The 15,460-nt window shown below is 71.8% G+C and carries 13 protein-coding genes; 9 read left to right on the top strand and 4 right to left on the bottom strand.

What is annotated here, in order from left to right:
• Positions 1-29 precede the first annotated feature (29 nt).
• Together CLM62_RS20640 and CLM62_RS20635 are read left to right on the top strand one after the other, a co-directional pair.
• On the top strand, positions 30-431 hold the full coding sequence (locus CLM62_RS20640) for a hypothetical protein (RefSeq protein WP_095751376.1): 402 nt from the start codon (positions 30-32) through the stop codon (positions 429-431).
• Positions 432-457: 26 nt separating this feature from the next.
• Complete coding sequence (locus CLM62_RS20635) at positions 458-5,248, top strand: AAA family ATPase (RefSeq protein ID WP_095751375.1); 4,791 nt, start codon at positions 458-460, stop codon at positions 5,246-5,248.
• On the opposite strand, the gene CLM62_RS50115 is transcribed toward CLM62_RS20635, so the two are convergent.
• On the bottom strand, positions 5,227-5,439 hold the full coding sequence (locus CLM62_RS50115; protein WP_095751374.1) for a hypothetical protein: 213 nt from the start codon (positions 5,437-5,439) through the stop codon (positions 5,227-5,229). The genes CLM62_RS20635 and CLM62_RS50115 overlap by 22 nt on opposite strands.
• 234 nt (positions 5,440-5,673) lie before the next feature.
• Between CLM62_RS50115 and CLM62_RS20625 the strand changes: the two genes are divergently transcribed.
• From CLM62_RS20625 to CLM62_RS20615, 3 genes are all read left to right on the top strand, one after another.
• Complete coding sequence (locus CLM62_RS20625) at positions 5,674-6,504, top strand: hypothetical protein (RefSeq protein ID WP_095751373.1); 831 nt, start codon at positions 5,674-5,676, stop codon at positions 6,502-6,504.
• 120 nt (positions 6,505-6,624) lie between these two features.
• A complete protein-coding gene (locus CLM62_RS20620) occupies positions 6,625-6,888 on the top strand; it encodes a hypothetical protein (protein WP_232108223.1) in 264 nt (87 codons plus the stop codon).
• Positions 6,885-7,298: a hypothetical protein gene (locus CLM62_RS20615; protein ID WP_095751371.1), complete on the top strand. Its 414-nt coding sequence runs from the start codon at positions 6,885-6,887 to the stop codon at positions 7,296-7,298. Before CLM62_RS20620 ends, CLM62_RS20615 begins: the two co-directional genes overlap by 4 nt.
• A gap of 72 nt (positions 7,299-7,370) precedes the next feature.
• On the opposite strand, the gene CLM62_RS20610 is transcribed toward CLM62_RS20615, so the two are convergent.
• The 3 genes from CLM62_RS20610 to CLM62_RS20600 all read right to left on the bottom strand — a co-directional run bounded on the left by CLM62_RS20610 (position 7,371) and on the right by CLM62_RS20600 (position 10,368).
• Complete coding sequence (locus CLM62_RS20610; protein ID WP_095751370.1) at positions 7,371-8,021, bottom strand: hypothetical protein; 651 nt, start codon at positions 8,019-8,021, stop codon at positions 7,371-7,373.
• Positions 8,022-8,168: 147 nt separating this feature from the next.
• Positions 8,169-8,870: a GntR family transcriptional regulator gene (locus tag CLM62_RS20605; RefSeq protein ID WP_095751369.1), complete on the bottom strand. Its 702-nt coding sequence runs from the start codon at positions 8,868-8,870 to the stop codon at positions 8,169-8,171.
• Between the two features lie 142 nt (positions 8,871-9,012).
• Positions 9,013-10,368 (bottom strand): aspartate aminotransferase family protein, encoded by a 1,356-nt coding sequence (locus CLM62_RS20600; protein WP_095751682.1) that lies wholly within the window; start codon positions 10,366-10,368, stop codon positions 9,013-9,015.
• Positions 10,369-10,557: 189 nt separating this feature from the next.
• Between CLM62_RS20600 and CLM62_RS20595 the strand changes: the two genes are divergently transcribed.
• From CLM62_RS20595 to CLM62_RS20580, 4 genes are all read left to right on the top strand, one after another.
• Complete coding sequence (locus CLM62_RS20595) at positions 10,558-11,166, top strand: type 1 glutamine amidotransferase family protein (protein WP_095751368.1); 609 nt, start codon at positions 10,558-10,560, stop codon at positions 11,164-11,166.
• Positions 11,163-11,645 (top strand): MarR family winged helix-turn-helix transcriptional regulator, encoded by a 483-nt coding sequence (locus tag CLM62_RS20590; RefSeq protein ID WP_095751367.1) that lies wholly within the window; start codon positions 11,163-11,165, stop codon positions 11,643-11,645. Before CLM62_RS20595 ends, CLM62_RS20590 begins: the two co-directional genes overlap by 4 nt.
• Positions 11,646-11,724: 79 nt before the next feature.
• Positions 11,725-13,770, top strand: a complete 2,046-nt coding sequence (locus CLM62_RS20585; protein ID WP_095751366.1) for a serine/threonine-protein kinase — start codon at positions 11,725-11,727, stop codon at positions 13,768-13,770.
• 129 nt (positions 13,771-13,899) lie between these two features.
• Positions 13,900-15,444, top strand: coding sequence for a substrate-binding domain-containing protein (locus CLM62_RS20580; protein ID WP_095751365.1), 1,545 nt, complete (start codon positions 13,900-13,902; stop codon positions 15,442-15,444).
• Positions 15,445-15,460: the final 16 nt, after the last annotated feature.

The following is a 15,460-nucleotide window of genomic DNA, read 5'->3' as shown; positions in this document are numbered from 1 at the left end:
GAACACGCGGGGGCTCGGAAGGGGCAGAGGTGAGAGTCACACTGGCCGTGGACGCCGGGAGCGGGGACGGCGTCGGGGCTGCGGATGATCTGTACAGATGGCTGCGCCAGGACCCGGAGCTGCGCGCCTTCGTCCGCCGGGAGGCTCCCGCCGCGCCGCCGGGCGGAGCCATGGGCGCGCTGGGAGAACTGATCTCGCTGCTGCTGGCCCCCGGCGGCCCGACGGCGGCTGTGGGAGCGGCCGTCGTGGTATGGCTGCAGAACCGCCGCGGCAACCAGACCGTCACCATTACGCTGCCGGACGGTACGCAGGTCGTGGTCTCCTCCGAGAAGGTGCGGGGTCTGACCGCCGAGGGCACCAGTGAACTGGCCGAAAAGGTCGCGGAGGCGATTCGGCAGGAGCGGGCGGGCCGGACGCCCGAGGCCGGCTGATCATGCCCGTACGGGGGAGACCGGATGTGGCGGGGGCCGGCTGCCACGCCGTGGTGGTCGGTACGGCGACCCACCCCGGGCAGCTGCTGCCCGGACTGCCGTCAGCCGTACGGTCGGCGCGGGCCCTGGCCGAGGCGCTGAGCACGGTGTGCGGTATGGGCGACCGGGTCACGCTGCTCACCGACCCGAAGTCACCGAGCGATGTCCTGGAGGCGCTGGCGGCGGCCGTCGAGCGGGCCGAGCCCACTCAGGAGCGGTACGAGGGCGGAACGGTTCTCTTCTACTTCGTCGGACACGGGCTGCGCGGACCCGGCCAGCGGCTGTATCTGGCGACGGCGACGACCAAGTCGCAGACCGACACGGCGCACTCCGTGCCCTACACCGAGGTCGAACGCTATCTGAGCGACGCCGCCGCGGACCCGGTCGTGATCCTCGACTGCTGTTTCGCGGGAAGCGCGCAGGAGCCGGCCCGGCCGCCCGCCACGGACCCGTTCGGCGGTGCGCGGCCCGACGGCAGTTATCTGCTCGCGTCCGCGATGCGGGGCGCCCTGGCGTACGCCCCGCAGGGCGCGGAGCACACCCTCTTCAGCGGCGAGTTGCTGCGCCTGCTGCGGGAGGGCGACGCGGGCGGCCCGAAGTGGCTGACGCTGGGCAGCCTCTACCGGCTGCTCGACCAGCGGCTCCAGGGCAGCGCGGCGCGTCCCTACGGCGGCGGCACCGCGCGCATGGCGGAGCTGACCCTCGCCGTCAACCACCGGTACACCCCGGTGACGGCCGACGGCTCGACGGAGGCCGACGCCCCGGACACGGACGCCGTCTGTCCCTATCCCGGCATCCTCCCGTTCCTGCCCGAACAGCACCATCTCTTCTTCGGCCGGGAGGAGTTGACCGAAGAGCTGCTCCAGCGGGTCGAGCAGGCACGGCCCGGTGAGCCGGTGGTCCTGGTGGGGCCGTCGGGGGTCGGGAAGTCCTCGCTGCTGCGGGCGGGGCTGAGCGTGGCCGCACTGCGGGCGGGGCTCGGGCCCGTGCGGATGGTGTCCGCGCCGGGTGAGCGGCCGTTCCGGGCGCTGGCCGAGGCGTGGGCGGCGGCGGTGGGCAGGGCGCCTTCCGACGTCGTACGGGATCTGGAACAGGGGCGCTTCAGCCGCCCCGCGCCCTCGGCCGGGCGGGCGCCGCGCGTCCTCGTCGTCGACCAGCTCGAGGAGTACTTCACGCTCTGCTCGGACGACGCCGAAAGGGAGCGTTTCGCCGCCGCGCTCACCGCGGCGGGAGCGGACGACGCGGACGGCCCGCGACTCGTCCTGGCGCTGCGCGCCGACTACTACGGCGACGCCCTGAGCGATCCCCGCCTGGCGCCCCTCGTGCGCAAGGGCCACTTCGCCGTGCCCGCGCTGAGCGACGCGGAGATCGAGGCCGCGATCACGGGCCCGGCCGAGTACGCGGGCCTGCGGTGGGAGGAAGGCGTACCGCGGCTCCTGCGGCGGGACGTGAACGAGGAGCGGCACACCGGCGGTGACGCCGCCGCGCTGCCCTTCCTGGCCTACGCCCTGCGGGAGATCTGGCTGCGACGGCGGGGGACGACGCTCACGTACGCCGGATACCGCGACGCCGGAGGCATACGGGACGCGGTGGCCCGGGCCGCCGACGAGATCTACGCCGGTCTCGACGAGACCGGCCGGAGGGACCTGCGGAGCCTGCTGCTCGCGATGGTCCATGTGGCCGACGGCGAGGGACGGCTGATGCGCCGCCGCGTGCCGCCGCAGGAACTGGCGGGCAGCGAGGAGTTGCTGCGCAGGCTCGCGGACGCCCGGCTGGTCGTAGTGGACGAGGAGGGCGGGGCACGGCTCGGCCATGACTCGCTGCTGCACGCGTGGAGGAGGCTGAGCGGATGGATCGACGAGGTACGTGACGACCTGCTCCGGCTGCGACGGCTGACCGCGGCGGCGGAGGGCTGGGACGAGGCAGGACGCGAGCCGAGCGGTCTCTACGATGGTGCGGCCCTCGAGGAGGCGAAGAAGCTCACGGCGGACGAGGTTCAGGCGGCTCGGGCAGCCCAAGTAGCTCGGGCAGCCCAAGTGGCTCCGGCAGCCCACGGGGCTCGGCAGGCCCATGGGGCTCAGGTGGCCCAGAGGGCCGAAGCAGCCCAGGCGGCCGAAGCAGCCGATGCGCCTCAAGTGGCCCAGACAGCCCCGGGGACCCATGCAGCCCCGGAGACCCATGCAGCCCCGGGGATCGGGCCGGCGGTTGCGGCCGGGGCGCCTGTCCCCGGGGCGGCCATCGCGGCCGGGGCGGCGGTCGTACGCGTTCCCATCCGCCAGGTGGTACGGGATTTCGTCGCCGCCAGCGACCGGGCGCAACGGCGCAGACGCTTCGTCACCCGGGCGTGGATCGCCGGGCTTTCGGCTCTGTTTCTGGTGGCCGCCTCGCTCTTCGGCTGGGCGTCCTACGAGAACGGGCAGGCGGCGAGCCGCGAAGCCGGCCTGATCGCCAGGGAACTGGCCAACCAGGCCGACACCATGCGCGAACGCGACCCGCAGACCGCCCTCCGCCTCAGCCTGGCCGCGTACCGCACCGCCGCGACACCGGAGACCCGCTCCAGCCTGTACGCGGCGGCGACGACGATCGCGCCGATCCACCTCGCCCCTGCGGTCCCGCACCGAAAGCCGGTGCTCAACCTCGCCTACAGCCCGGACGGCGAGGTCCTGGCCGTCAGCCATCGCGGTGGCCGGATCCAGCTGTGGGACCTGTCCGAGCCGGCCGTTCCGGTGGAGGCGGGCCGGTTCACGCTGGACAGCTCCGGGGCCATCGCCTACCACCCGCGCTCGCGTCTGCTGGCCGCGCAGTCGGCGGACGAACTGACGTTGTGGGACACCGCGGACCCGAAGAACCCGAAGCGCCTGTCGGGGCTGCGCATCGGCGGAGGCACGACGTTCACCCTGGCGTTCAGCGCGGACGGCAGGACGCTCGCGGCGGGCAGCGAGAAGGGACGGCTGCGGCTGTGGAACGTGAGCGACCCCGCGCATCCCGCACTGCGGGCGCAGCGGACGGTGGCCGAGGTGGAGTTGATCTCGCTGGCGTTCACCCGGGACGGGCGCCACCTGATCACGGGCAACGGCAACGAAGAGCCGGGGAGCGGTAGCGCACAGGTGCGGCTGTGGGACGTGAGCGATCCGGACCGGCCCGCGCTGCGGGACACGGAACGCGCCGACACGGTCATGGCGGTCGCGGCTCATCCCCGGCGCGACCTGGTCGTCGCGGTCGGCGCGGAGGGGAAGATCGCATGGTGGGAGATGAAGGGCGGCAGGGAACTGCGGCGTGTGGTCGCGGAGGAGTATCGGGACTACTGGGGCGACGGCGACGACGGTATTCCGTCGCTCGTCTTCAGCGGGGACGGCAGGTTCCTCGCGGGAGCGGACAGGGGGCACGGCGTTCAGCGATCCGAGATGCCCGCGAAGGTGCCGGATCTGGTGGACGGCAGCATGCTCGGCAATGACGTTCTGCCGTCGGGCGAACCGGCGCAGTCGGTCGCCTACAGCCCGGACAGCCAGTATCTGGCGGCCGGCGAGGTGGGCGGAGAGGTGCGGCTGTGGCCCCACCGGGCCTGGGCGCCCACGCTCGAGGGCACCGTGCCCACCGGGTACGAGGCGGGGACCGGCCCGTTCAGCGCCGACGGCAGATTCGTCATCACCAGGCGTGACAACGAGGAAGACGCGGTCACGACACAGGTGTGGGATGTCAGCGACCTCCGCGAACCGAAGGTCCGGTACACGTTGCCGAAGGGGTGGGAGGCGAGGTACTTCCTGACCAGGCGCGAGACGCCCGTGCTCCTGGCGCACTACTGGACCGAGGGGCTGGGTCACACCTTCCAGCTCTGGGAGTTCGACTCCGACGGGCCGCCGAAGAAGGGCGGCAGCATCCCGCTCACCGCCGATGTCCCGCAGGCCGCGGTGAGTCCCGACGGCCGCCTTCTCGCGGTGGGCTCGCGGGAAGAGCCCACCATCGCCCTGTGGGACATCCGGGATCCGGCGAAGCCCGTCCACCGGGGCACGGTCCCGGCACGGGCGAGCGGCGGCCTCTTCGATACCGGGAGCCTGTGGTTCGCCGGTTCGCAGACCCTGGCGACGGTGGAGGCGGGACAGGACATCAGGTTCTGGGACGTCTCCGACCCCGCCCGGCCCCGCAAGGGCGGGCAGATCGTCTGGGCGGCGGCGATGGAGGGCGCGGGGTACGTGGACTCGTCCCAGTTGCTCATGACCGAGGAAGCGGGGGACAACATGCGGCTCTATGACCTCTCCCGGCCTGCGCAGCCCGTCCGGGGCAGCCGTCTCCCTGCCGCCCCGGGCGGATACCACCCCACGGGCAAAGGGGAGTTGGCGGCAGCGCTCAAGGACGGAACCGTCGAGTTCTGGGACGTCACCAACCCCTCTGATCCCCGGAAGAAGCACGACGTCCTACGGTTCGACGGCGAGACCACGTCGATCGACATCACCGCCGACGGCCGCTACGCGGTGACGAGTGAGCCGTACCGCGTCTGGTCCGTCGGGCAGAATGGGCAATGGCGCACTCCCGAACTCCTCACCTTGGAGAACGCGGGCGCCGTACGGGTGCCACCGGCAGCCTCACCGCAGGACCGCCGCTGGCTGGCCGTCAGCGTCAACGACACACGGACCGCGCTGCCGGGGCCGCGGACCTTCGGACTCGACCTCGACGCCGACCGCCTCTACGAGGCCCTGTGTGACTCTCTTCCCCTGAGCGTCTCCGAAGACCAGTGGAAACGCCTGTTCCCGCACCTGTCCTACCGCACGTCCTGCGGCTGACACGGGGGCGGGCAGGCCGACGAGGCGCCGAGGCAGAGGTGTACGGCCGTACTCAAGCGGGCGTCGATCGTGGCGCGTTCCGCCGGATCCGAGGAGTCCGCGGGCGGAGTGAGGGCGTAGCGGAGTGCCGTGGTGAGGACGGCCAGGGTGGTGCTGTCCCGCTCCGCGCCCGCTGCGATATGGGCCGTCACATGGCCGCCGCTGACTTGGCGTTACCGCCTCACGAACCCGGACCACCGCGTCCACACGCTCCTGCTGCGAGCCGCCCTTCACTCGCCCGAGTGAAGAACGCCAACTCCCGCCTGGAAAACCCCGGTTCCAGCTTGCGCTCGTCGCTCTGCGTGCCCATAGAGTCACGCCAACAAGGAAACGCCCCCGCGGTGCGCCAACACCCGGGGGCTCGACAGCAGGAGCAACACCTCCCGATGCGCATTCATCGTACGACGCCCACGCGCGCCTTTTCCGTCTTCTCCAACGCTCTCCTCCGCGACCGGAGCATCTCCTGGTGCGCGGTCGGCGTACTGACGTACCTATTGAGTCTCCCGAACGAGGCCCGCGTCACCATTCGCACGCTCGCCGATCAGCGCAAGGAGGGGCGGGCGCGGATCGCCGCCGCCCTGCATGAGCTGGAGGAATCGCGGTATCTGCGGCGGGTTGTGCGCAAGAGCAGGGAGACGGGCCAACTCTCCACCGTCTACGAGGTGTTCGACACTCCGTACGAGGACGAGCCACCCACGGGGGAATCCCCAGAAGCCCAGAACCTGGCCTCCGGCGAGTCGGAGATCGCCCCGTCGGGCGATCTCCCTTCGGGAGAAAAGACCGGGGAACAAGAACCTCCCTCCCCGCCGCCTCCGGCCGAGCCGGATCCGCAGCCAGAGGCCGCCGTGGGCGAGCGCACCGCGCTCGCCGCCAAGCTCCTCGGCTCACTCGGCCGCACCGAAACCCCGGCTCACCCTCGGCGCCGCCGAGGCGCTGTGCTCGCGCCGCTGGTGGAGGAGTGGTGGGAGGCGGGCGCTAGCAGCACCCAGATCCGGGCGGCCCTGACCGATGGCCTGCCACGCCGCATGTACTCGGCCGCCGCCATCGTCGAGAACCGCCTGCGCCGCAAACGCCCGGCCGGGGCGAGCGCGACCGAACCGGTCACGACCGTCGAGGTCGACCTCCGCAAGCCCGGCGCCTCGGCGTACCGCGAGGCCGCGCGGCGGGGCGGGGCGATCGCCCGTGCGCTGCTGAGGGGGCAGGCGGCGCCCGCGTAGGCCCGACCACAGAGACTCCCGGCCGCACGCCCGTGCCGTCGGGTCAACCCAACCGAGAGGAACGCGATGACCGCATTGCTCGAACGGACCGAGACGGTATACCGCAGGTATACTGCCGTTATGGCTGACACTACCGTCAAGGTCGACCCTGCTGTCCGTGACCGCCTCATGGTGCTCGCCCGCGAGCGCGGCATGACCATGCGTGACCTGATCGCCGAGCTGGCCGGAGCCACGCCCACGCAGGAGGAGTTGCGGAAGCGGTACGAGGAGACCAAGGCGTACTGCGAGACGCACTTCGGTGTGACGCTCACGGACGAGGACCACGACAGGGTGGAGAAGGTCTGGCAGGACCTTGAGGCCGGTCGGCCCGTGGACAGCCTGTGAGCGCGGCACGGCCGGGGTCGACCGGCGTCGTGTTCGACGAGTCGGCCCTGCTGGCCCTCGGGTCGGGGAACTCGCTCGCCTCGCAGTTCGTCGCGAACACCGAGCACGGGCCCACACGGCACGTCTACGTTCCCGCGCTCTGCCTGGCGGCCGCGGACGGTATGCGTAAGGGCCTAGCCGAGCACGTAGGCGCTCTGCCCGCCGTCGAGATCGTCGAGCTGGACTTCGCGGGTGCGTCCACGGTAGGCGCCCTGCTGCGCGACGGCGTGGAGTGGCGGCTCGGCCACGCCATCCACCTGTCCCGGCCGACGGTCGACTGGCCGGATGGTCGGCACGTCGTGACCGTCGACCCCGACAGGTACGCCGACATGCCCCTCGTACGCACGATCAGGCTGCCTCACCAGCGCTGAGCCGAGTGAGGGCGCTCGCTCGGCGGGCGCCCTCCACGCGTACTCCGGGCCCTTCGGCCGAAGACGTGCCGGTCAGCTGAAGATGATCATCGACCCCTGCGCCAGACTCCGCGTAGCCGCCGCATGCAGCCCCAGCCACACGTGCCGCTCGCGGGAGAACGGGCTCGGGTCGTAGGGCGCGGGTACGGCAGGCTCCTCCAGCTCCGTGGGGCCCAGCGGAGCGTCCGGCGGTGCCGGGGGGTTGGCCGGGTCGATGCCGAGCGAGGGGGCCACGAACTCCAGTTCCCGCAACAGCGTCTGGGAGGAGCCCAACGGGCCGCCGCCCGCGAGGAGTTCGTCGTTGGAGAGGGGGTGCGGGAAGTCGACGGGGACGTACGCGCCCGCGTGGTCGTAGTGCCAGACGAGGTGCGACTGCTGGGCCGTCGCCTCGAACATCTCCAGCAACTGCTCGTAGTCGCCGCCCAGTTCGTCCACCGGCGTCACCGGCAGCCCGCACACCTGCAGCAGATAGGCACGGCGCAGGAAGTGCAGCGCGTCGTAGTCGAAGCCCGCCACCGGGGCGACCTCGCCGGACAGCCCCGGCATGTACTGGTACACCGGCACCGGCGGGAGCCCGGCCTCGGCGAGCACCTTGTTGTACTGCGCGAGTTCCTCGGCGAACGGGTTGTCCGGGGTGTGGCACAACACGTCCACAAGCGGCACCAGCCACAGGTCACAGGCCAAAAGTCAGCTCCTCGGATACTCGCGGCGCGCGGTCGTTGTCACACAGTGGTCAGGGAAGGGTAATCGGTACGGCGCACAGTGCGCTGCGGTCGTGCACAGAGCGAGTGCGCTGCTGCCGTGCAGGTCCCATACCCGACCCCGCCCCGCTCACCCGGCGGCGAGCCCTTCGATCAGAGCCAGGGAATGCGCGTTGTACGCGGCGACGATCGACCGGGCGCTCGCGGTGTCGCGGCGCGCGAGGGCGTCCACCAGCTCGGTGTACCCGCACCACAGCCGGCCGCGCAGCTCGGTCAGCCGGCGCAGGTGCTGCACGGTGCACACCCAGGTCTGCACGCGCAGCCGCTGCAGGAAGTCGGCGAGGTAGGGATTGCCGAACAGGGTGCTCAGCTCGCGCCAGAAACGCAGGTCGTAGCCGATCAGGACGGTGAGGTCACCGGCGGCGGCCGCGCGCTGCGCCTCCTCGCCGCGTCGGCGCACTCCCCTCACGGCGGCGGCCGTCCGGGGGTCGTCGAGATCCCGGTAGCCCTTGTGGCCGTAGTCCAGCGCCAGGAACATCCCCTCGGTGACCAGGCTGCGGGCCTCGAGCATGCCCCGGAAGTCCTCCACCGTGTACTCGTGTACACGGAAGCCCCGGTGCTGGTCGGCCTCCAGCAGGCCCTGCGCGGAGAGATCGACCAGGGCCTCGCGCACGGGCGTCGCCGAGACGCCGTACTGCTCGGCGATCTCCTTCACCGTGAACTCCTGCCCCGGTTGCAGCCGCCCGGCCAGCACCTCGTCGCGAAGCGCGTCGGCGATCTGCTGCCGGAGGGTGCTGCGGGTCACAGCGGCGTTGCCGCTGGTGCCGGGCATGGTCGGGGCGTCTCCCTCGTCGCGGCCGGGTGGCGTACACGTATATGTCTACGAGCACGCCACCTTACGCGTTCGAGTCGCCCCGGTACCTGCTACTTACGCCCGGCCGTTCCGGCGTACCTCCGCCCGGGCATCGTGCCGCCTACTCCGTGTACTCGTCCGCCACCGACAGCGCCGCGTCGAGCGCCGCCAGGCCTTCCTTCAGCTCCGCCTCGTTCACATTGCACGGCGGCACGACATGGGTCCGGTTCATGTTGATGAACGGCCACAGCCCCTGCTTCTTGGCGGCCGCCCCGAAGGCGGCCATCGCGGCATTAGCGTCACCGGCCGCGTTGTACGGCACCAGCGGCTCCCGCGTCTGCTGGTTCTTCACCAGTTCGACGGCCCAGAACATGCCGACGCCCCGCACCTCGCCCACCGAAGGATGCCGCTCGGCCAGCTCCCGCAGCGCCGGCTCGACGACGGAGCTGCCGAGGTTCGCCGCGTTCTCGACGACGCCCTCCTCGGCCATGACGTCGATCGTCGCGACGGCCGCCGCACACGCCAGCGGATGCCCCGAGTACGTCAGCCCGCCCGGGTAGGGCCGCTTGCCGAAGGTCTCCGCGATCGCCGCGGAGATGGCGACACCGCCGAGCGGCACGTACCCGGAGTTCACGCCCTTCGCGAAGGTCAGCAGGTCCGGCACGACGTCGAACAGATCCGCCGCGAACCACTCACCGGTGCGCCCGAACCCGGCCATGACCTCGTCCAGGACGAAGACGATCCCGTACTTGTCGCAGATCTCACGGACCCCGGCGAGGTAACCCGGCGGCGGGACCATGATCCCGGCCGTGCCCGGAATCGTCTCCAGGATGATCGCGGCGACCGTCCCCGGCCCCTCGAAGGCGATCGTCGTCTCCAGGTGCTCGAGGGCCCGCGCGCACTCCTGCTCCTCGGTCTCGGCGTAGAAGCGGGAGCGGTAGAGGAAGGGCGCCCAGAAGTGCACGACACCGGCCGCGGCACCGTCGGAGGCCCAGCGGCGGGGGTCACCGGTGAGGTTGATCGTCTGCTGCGTACCGCCGTGGTACGAGCGGTACGCCGACAGCACCTTCGGCCGCCCGGTGTGCAGCCGCGCCATCCGCACCGCGTGCTCCACGGCGTCGGCACCGCCGTTGGTGAAGAAGATCTTGTCCAGGTCGCCGGGCGTCCGCTCGGCGATGAGCCGCGCCGCCTCCGACCGGGCCTCGATCGCGAAGGCGGGCGCGAAGGTGGACAGGGTCGCGGCCTGCTCCTGTATCGCGGCGACGACCTTCGGGTGCTGGTAGCCGATGTTGGTGTAGACGAGCCCGCTGGTGAAGTCGAGGTACCGCTTGCCGTCGTAGTCCCAGAAGTACGACCCCTCCGCGCCGGCGACGGCGAGCGGGTCGATGAGCTCCTGCGCGGACCAGGAGTGGAAGACGTGCGCACGGTCCGCGGCCTTCACGGCAGCGCCGACCTCGGGGTTTGGCTGAGGGGTCATGCGCCCGAGCGTAGATGTCCGGGATGCGGACGCGGTATGGGCGTCCTGTCTGCGGTCGGGGGGTTTCCGCGACAGGTTGTCGAAGAGGTTGTCGAAGGGCTTGTCGAAGGGCACATTGATTGACAGTGTGCTGTCGAAATGACAGGATGTTGTCATCCAAGGAAGCTGGAACGGCCCAAGGAGGCAGCCATGAACCGCAAGCCCGTGCATCTCGCCGTCTACGACACGCTCGCCGACTGGGAGACGGGGCACGCGACGGCGTATCTCGCCCGCGCCGGGTACCAGATCCGGACGGTCGGCCCGACCCGCGAACCGGTGACCTCCGTCGGCGGCCTGCGCATCCAGCCGGACCTGGCCCTGGACGACGTACGGCCGGAAGACAGCTCCCTGCTGATCCTCCCGGGAGCTGATCTGTGGGACGAAACCGGTGACCTCTCCCCCTTCGCCCGCAAGGCCCGCACCTTCCTGGACGCCGGCGTGCCCGTCGCCGCCATCTGCGGGGCCACCGCCGGGCTCGCGCGCGAGGGCCTGCTCGACGACCGGGACCACACCAGTGCGGTCTCCTTCTACCTGGCCGCGACGGGCTACGGGGGCGGCGAGCGGTATATCGACACGGACGCCGTGACCGACCGGGGCCTGATCACCGCCGGACCCACCGAACCCGTCGCCTTCGCCCGGGAGATCTTCCGGCTCCTCGGGGTGTACGAGGGTGAGGTGCTGGACGCCTGGTTCCGGCTGTTCCACGACTCCGACGCGGAGGCGTACGCCGTACTGGAGAAGGCGGGGGCGCGGCAGTGAGCCGGGAGCGACAGGACCTGTTCAGCCGCAGCGCGCTCGGCGTCTTCCGGCTGAACGGCCAATTCCTGGCCGTGGCGGAGGAGCTGGCGCGCCCGGCCGGTCTGACCGCCGCCTGGTGGCAGGTGCTGGGCGCGGTGCTCGGCGAGCCGTTGCCCGTGTCCGGCATCGCCCGCGCGATGGGCATCACGCGGCAGAGCGTGCAGCGCATAGCCGACCTGCTGGTGGACAAGGGGCTCGCCGAGTACCGCCCCAACCCGGCCCACCGCCGCGCGAAGCTGCTGACGCCGACGCGGGAGGGGCGGGTGGCGGTGGGCCGGATCGACCCCGGGCACGCGGCGTTCGCCGACCGGCTGGTGGAGGCGTATGGGGACGAGGCCGAACTGGCGGACGCCGTACGGGTCCTGGAACGGCTGTCGAAGGTGCTGGACGAGGTCGGTCTGCCTGTTACGGAACCGATCGAGCCCGTTACGGAACCGTAGACAACGCCCAGCTCACGGCGCGGTGGGCCCGCACTATCCTCGGGCTGTTGCTGACGTGTGGGGGGAAGGCGGCGCGGCCATGGAGAAACTGGGGCCGGGGGATCCGCAGCGCATCGGTTCGTACCGGCTGCTGGCGCGGCTCGGGGCCGGCGGGATGGGGCAGGTGTACGTGGCCCGGTCGGACCGGGGGCGTACGGTCGCCGTCAAGCTGGTGCGGGAGGAGCTGGCCGCGCAGGACGAGTTCCGGGCGCGGTTCCGGCAGGAGGTGGAGGCCGCGCGGCGGGTCGGCGGGTACTGGACGGCGCCGGTGCTGGACGCGGACACGGAGGCGGCGGTGCCGTGGGTCGCCACGGGATATGTCGCCGGGCCCACCCTCCAGCAGGTCGTCGGCCAGGACCACGGGGCGCTGCCGGAACGCTCGGTACGCATCCTGGCGGCGGGGCTGGCCCACGCGCTGGGGGACATCCACGCGGCCGGAATCGTCCACCGGGACCTCAAGCCGTCCAACGTGCTGGTGACCATCGACGGCCCCCGGGTCATCGACTTCGGTATCGCGCGGGCGCTGGAGACGGTGACGGACGGCGGCCTCACCCGGACCGGCGCGCTCGTCGGTTCGCCGGGCTTCATGGCGCCGGAACAGGTGCGGGGCGACCGGATCACTCCGGCCTGCGACATCTTCTGCCTCGGCTCGGTCCTCGCCTACGCCGCCACCGGCAGACTCCCCTTCGGCACGGCCAACAGCGGCGTCCACGCCCTGATGTTCCGTATCGCCCAGGAGGAACCGGACCTGGAGGGGGTGCCCGAGGGCATCGCCGACCTGGTACGCGCCTGCCTGAGGAAGGACCCGACCGCAAGGCCCTCCCTGCGCCACATCCTGGACCGCACGGGCGCGCAGGACACGGTGTCCGGGGGCCGCTCCCGGGACCCGTGGCTGCCGAGCGCGCTGGTGGCGCAGTTGGGGCGGCATGCGGTGCGGTTGCTGGATGCGGAGGATCCGGAGGGGGAGGGGGCCTCGGGAGTGCCGGGGCGCTCCGGGGCGCCGGACGACGGTGCCGTTCCTGACGAAGGGCCGGACTCCCCCGGGCCGGGGAGCGGCCCCGGCTCCGGCTCCGCCGCACCACCCGGTGTCCCTGCCCCTGCACCCGCCCCCGCCCCCGCCCCCTCGCCCGAACACGCTCCCGCCGCCGACGACTCCGCCCCGGCGGCTTCCCCTGGTCCACCCGTCCCCGGTCGGCCCGGTGGCGGTACGCGGCTTGATCACCTGCCCACCCTCGTCACCGGCCCGGGCGGTCCGACGCCCCAGCCGGGCCAGGGCGCCCCACCCGCAGCCGGCACCCCCGCGCACCCCGCGTACGGCTACCCCCAACAACACCCACAGCCCTCCGCGTACGGCCACCCGCAGCAGCCCGGCACCACCCCCTGGGCGGCCACGCCCAGCGCCCCCTCGCCGTATACCCCCCACGGCAGCCTCGGCTCCACCCCTCCCTACGGCCCTCCACCCCTCGGCCCGCCCTACGGCCCCACCGCTCCCCAAGAGCCACCCCACAGAAACGCCCGTTCCACCGCCCTGCTCGTCCTCATCGCCCTCGTCGTCGCGCTCGCCGCCGGTGGTTCGGTCTACGCGCTGATGAGCGGCGGCGACGCGCAAGCCGACGGCACGCCGTCCCCCTCCGCCAGCACCTCCGCGAACCCCGACCCCACCACACCCGAACCGGCGTCCCCCGCATCCCCGACCCCCTCCCGGCCGACCACCCCCGCCCCCGCCGACGGCGCGATCCCGGCCGCCTACCTCGGCACCTGGAACACCACGATCAACAACGAGGACGGCCGGCACACCCGCCGACTGACCCTCCGGCAGGGCGAGGTGGGTGACACGGTGCTCTCCCTGGTCGCCGACGGTCCCACCGCCGGCGGCCTCACCTACCACTGTCTCTTCGAGGCCGACCTGGCCGAAGCCCCCAGCGCGAACGGCCCGTTGCGGATCGGCCCGTCCACCATGACGAACTGGCAGCCCCGCTCCCCCTGCGGACCGGGCGAGGCCACCGAGATCACCCTGCTCCCGGACGGCAGGCTCCAGCGCGTGAACACCACCACCAACGAGAAGCTGACGTACACCCGCCAGTGACGAACCACCCGCCCCCGCAGCCTCGTTGAACGTCCGGCGAACTTCCTTCGACCAAACCGGAATACGCCCTCGCACCGCCGTACCGTGTGACCCCACGATCCGGCTCGGGGAGTTGCGGGGGCACCCAGGGTGGAATTGCTGAGCGCAGAGAACGTCGTGGCCGTGGGTACCGCGGTCCTCGGTATCGTCGCGTCCGGCGTCATGGTCTGGTACGAACGCCGGACACCGCGCCGCAAACGCATCGGCTACCGCGTCCAGATGGACAACCCGATAGGCGACGACGTACGCCTGGGCCGGGCCAACGTCCGCCTCGGCCTCTTCGACGAGGCCCCGGACATGACGGACGCCACCCTCGTCCTGCTCCGCATCGAGAACGACGGCTCGCAGGGCATCGACCGCGACGACTACACCAGCCCCGAGGTCCACGGCCTCACCGCCGTCTTCACCGACCGAACCATCCGCGGTGTCTCGGTCACCGAGCCGTCCGACACCGACCACCTCATGGGCCACTTCACCCCCGCCCGGGGCTTCGGCTACGACGGCAACACCCTGCGCATCCCGCGCGTTCCGCTCAATCCCCACGACCACTTCAAGCTGCTCGTCCTGCTGTCCGGCGGCGACGTCGGCAGCGAGATCCGGCTGAGCGGCGGCATCCGCGACGGCGTGGTCCACCCCAACCGCAGCGCGACCCCGGACGACAAGCCGCCCCTGTTCAGCCGCGCCGCCCGGCTGATCACCATCATGCTCACGGTCTCCGTACTCACGCTCGCCACACTCGTCGTCACCCGCGACGACGCCCGCCCCCCGATCGGCTGCGCGACCGGCGATCTGACGCTCACCGGCTCGACGGCGTTCGCGCCGGTGCTGCGCGAGGTGGCGGAGAAGTACGAGGGGGACTGCGAAGGCGCGGCCATCGAGGTGGATCCGCACGGGTCGACGGCGGGTGTACGGGAGTTGGCGGCGGCAGGGGCGGAACAGGGAGAGCAGGGGACGAAGGGCTCACCGCCGATCGTGGCCCTCTCGGACGGCCCCAAACCGAGCGGTCTGCCGGAGCTGCGCGAGAACCGGGTCGCGGTGTCGGTCTTCGCGCTGGTGGTGAACGACGAGGTCGGCCTGACCAACCTGTCGACGGAGGACGTACGACGCCTCTACCGCGGCGAGATCACGAACTGGCGGCAGCTGGGAGGCCCCAACCTCCGCGTCCACCTGGTCAGCCGGGACGCCAACTCGGGCACGAGACAGGTGTTCCAGCGAAGAGTGCTGGGCCGCGGCGAGATCGCGAACTCCTCCGTCGACTGCGTTCACAAGGACGACCCGACGCTCGACGTCATCCGCTGTGAACTCGACTCCACCGAGCAGGTCCTGACCACAGTCGCCGAGCTCCCCGGCGCGATCGGCTACAGCGAGCTCAACGCCGCCGACGACGCCAAGGGCCTGCACCTGCTCAAGCTGGACGGCCACACCCCCTCCGTCGACGCCATCGAACACGGCACGAACCCCTACCCGTACCGCGAGATCGAGTACGCCTACACCTACGGCCGCCCCCCAGCCGACTCCCTGGCCTCCAGCTTCCTGACCTACCTCGCCCGCGGCAACGGCCAGGACGTCATCCGCACCCACGGCCACATCCCGTGCTGGACGCCGGAGGGCCTGGAACTCTGCGCGGAAGATTAGGGGTTGGCCGGGGCCC

The organism is Streptomyces sp. SA15, from assembly GCF_002291145.1.
Lineage (GTDB): Bacteria > Actinomycetota > Actinomycetes > Streptomycetales > Streptomycetaceae > Streptomyces.
This window is presented reverse-complemented; position numbering and strand designations above follow the sequence as displayed.

Coding starts and splice junctions, on each gene's coding strand:
- CLM62_RS20625 (WP_095751373.1), top strand. CDS start 5,674: ATGCGCATTCATCGTACGACGCCCACGCGCGCCTTTTCCGTCTTCTCC.
- CLM62_RS20620 (WP_232108223.1), top strand. CDS start 6,625: ATGGCTGACACTACCGTCAAGGTCGACCCTGCTGTCCGTGACCGCCTC.
- CLM62_RS20605 (WP_095751369.1), bottom strand. CDS start 8,870: ATGCCCGGCACCAGCGGCAACGCCGCTGTGACCCGCAGCACCCTCCGG.
- CLM62_RS20600 (WP_095751682.1), bottom strand. CDS start 10,368: ATGACCCCTCAGCCAAACCCCGAGGTCGGCGCTGCCGTGAAGGCCGCG.
- CLM62_RS20595 (WP_095751368.1), top strand. CDS start 10,558: ATGAACCGCAAGCCCGTGCATCTCGCCGTCTACGACACGCTCGCCGAC.
- CLM62_RS20585 (WP_095751366.1), top strand. CDS start 11,725: ATGGAGAAACTGGGGCCGGGGGATCCGCAGCGCATCGGTTCGTACCGG.